The sequence below is a fragment of the Marinobacter segnicrescens genome, from assembly GCF_900111555.1.
Taxonomy (GTDB): Bacteria; Pseudomonadota; Gammaproteobacteria; order Pseudomonadales; family Oleiphilaceae; genus Marinobacter; species Marinobacter segnicrescens.
The window spans coordinates 1-1,716 of the sequence record NZ_FOHZ01000065.1; the positions used below are offsets into that span (position 1 = coordinate 1).

The 1,716-nt window shown below is 61.1% G+C and carries 2 protein-coding genes; both read left to right on the plus strand.

Features of this window, described 5'->3' with window-relative positions; translation table 11 throughout:
• The first annotated feature begins 78 nt into the window (after positions 1-78).
• On the plus strand, positions 79-414 hold the full coding sequence (gene tnpB / locus BM036_RS19570) for an IS66 family insertion sequence element accessory protein TnpB (RefSeq protein WP_177186130.1): 336 nt from the start codon (positions 79-81) through the stop codon (positions 412-414).
• 75 nt (positions 415-489) lie between these two features.
• The coding region (gene tnpC, locus BM036_RS19575) for an IS66 family transposase (protein WP_091855300.1) at positions 490-1,716 on the plus strand (1,227 nt) is incomplete at its 3' end.

The window sequence follows — 1,716 nt, forward strand, 5'->3', positions numbered from 1 at the left end:
CCCCGGCGGTGCGGTTGTAGTGGAGTGGCCTGCGGAGCAGGCCCATCAATGTGCTGCTTTGCTCCGGGACCTGTTGGGATGATCCGCATCGACGAGATCTGGCTGGCCACCGAACCTCTGGATATGCGGGCCGGGCCCGACAAAGCCCTGGCTCGGGTTATTCAGGTCTTTGGTTCGGCCAGGCCCCATTGCGCCTACCTTTTCGCCAACAAACGGGGCAACCGGATGAAGGTCTTGATCCATGATGGCTTGGGCATCTGGTTGTGCGCCCGCCGGCTAAACCGGGGCAAGTTCCACTGGGGCGAATCCTGGCGCGGTGACCAGCTGCGCCTGACTGAAGAGCAGCTATCAGCGCTGGTTCAGGGCTTGCCCTGGCAACGTCTTGGGGCCGACGGCGTTATCTCTATCCTGTAACCACAAGCTGAGTGATATCGCCATAGCCAGAACTGCGAATCGCTTGCAGTACAAGGGCTTGGCATACTAAAAGGTATGACTCAGCGCCCCGATCTCGACCAACTCTCTGCCGACCAGCTCCGTGCTCTCGCCACGGAACTGTTCGATCGTGTCGAGACCAAGGACCGTGCACTGGTGCGCAGCAATGTCATCATCGAGAAGCTGACCCACGAAGTGGCCATCTTAAAGCGCCACAAGTTCGCTCGGCGTAGCGAGCAGTTGGATGCGGTTCAGGGAAAACTGCTGGACGAACTGATCGACAGCGACCTCGCCGCCATCGAAGCCGAGCTGGAACAGGCGATGACCGAGGAGCAGAAAGCGGCCCGGCCAAAGCAAAAACCCAAGCGCACCCCACTGCCACCAGAACTGCCCCGCACCCCGATCCACCACGAGCCCGAAAACACCCAGTGCCAGTGCGGCTGCCAGCTCCAGCGCATTGGCGAAGACGTCAGCGAGAAGCTGGACTACGTACCGGGCGAGTTCACGGTGGAGCGCCACATCCGGGGCAAGTGGGCCTGTGACAGTTGCGAAACCCTGATCCAGGCACCAGTGCCACCGCAAGTGATCGACAAGGGCATCCCCACCGCCGGTCTGCTAGCTCAGGTGCTGGTGGCCAAGTACGCCGACCATCTACCACTGTACCGTCAGGAACGCATCTTCGGACGCGCTGGTCTCGAAATCCCACGCTCCACCCTGGCCGAATGGGTCGGTGCCTGCGGTGTGCAGTTGCAGCCCTTGGTGGATGCGCTGAGAAACGCCTTGCTGGAGCACTGCGTTCTGCACGCCGATGAAACCCCGGTCAGCATGCTGGCTCCGGGCAAGAAGAAAACTCACAAGGCCTACGTCTGGGCTTACTGCACCACGCCGTTCTCGGATCTGAAAGCCACCGTTTACGACTTCGCGCCCAGCCGCGCAGGCGAACACGCCCGCACCTTCCTGGGTGACTGGCAGGGCAAGCTGGTGTGTGACGACTATGCTGGCTACAAAGCCGGGTTCGGTAATGGCATCACCGAAATCGGTTGTATGGCCCATGCCCGGCGCAAGTTCTACGACCTGCATGAAGCCAACAAGAGCGAACTGGCCGCCAAGGCTCTGGAATACATCGGCGGGCTCTACGAAATCGAGCGGGACACCAAAGACCTGCCGCCGGACAAACGACTGGAAATCCGGCAAGCCAAAGCCCGACCGATTGCCGATGCATTGCATCAGTGGATGCTGGCGCATCGCCAGAAAGTGCCGGATGGCTCCGGCACGGCCAAAGCG